Source organism: Planococcus maritimus, from assembly GCF_001592825.1.
In the GTDB taxonomy this organism is placed as follows: domain Bacteria; phylum Bacillota; class Bacilli; order Bacillales_A; family Planococcaceae; genus Planococcus; species Planococcus maritimus_C.
This window is the reverse complement of record NZ_LTZG01000058.1, coordinates 1-352: the sequence shown is the minus strand read 5'-3', so window position 1 is coordinate 352 and position 352 is coordinate 1. Positions and strand designations below refer to the sequence as shown.

1 protein-coding gene is annotated in these 352 nt (G+C 50.6%); it reads left to right on the top strand.

From position 1 onward, the window contains the following. A partial coding sequence (locus AY633_RS16695) for a hypothetical protein (protein WP_186008786.1) occupies positions 1-352 on the top strand: 352 nt, incomplete at both ends.

The following is a 352-nucleotide window of genomic DNA, read 5'->3' as shown; positions in this document are numbered from 1 at the left end:
TTCGCGCAAGGTAACTTCCAGCGTAGCGAATTGCTCACAGGGCGTGAAGGGGAAATCAGCCATTACCGGTCAGAGAGCGCAAACTTGCAAGAGAGCTACCGGCAATCCAACGATTTTCACAATCGAAAAATGGCCGAGTTACATGAAGCAAAAGGCTGGAGCGAGCGCTTCGATGAATTGGAATTAAAACAGCGCCATTTGAAGGAGTTGGACCAACAAGCTCCTGCGGTCAAAGAATGGGAATTGAAAACAACAGCAGCTGACCAGGCGGGCATGATCACTGGCTTGGAAGAGCAGGTAATCGAACTTGCGGCCAATGAGCACCAAAAACGCGAAGAACCGCTTCGTGCTG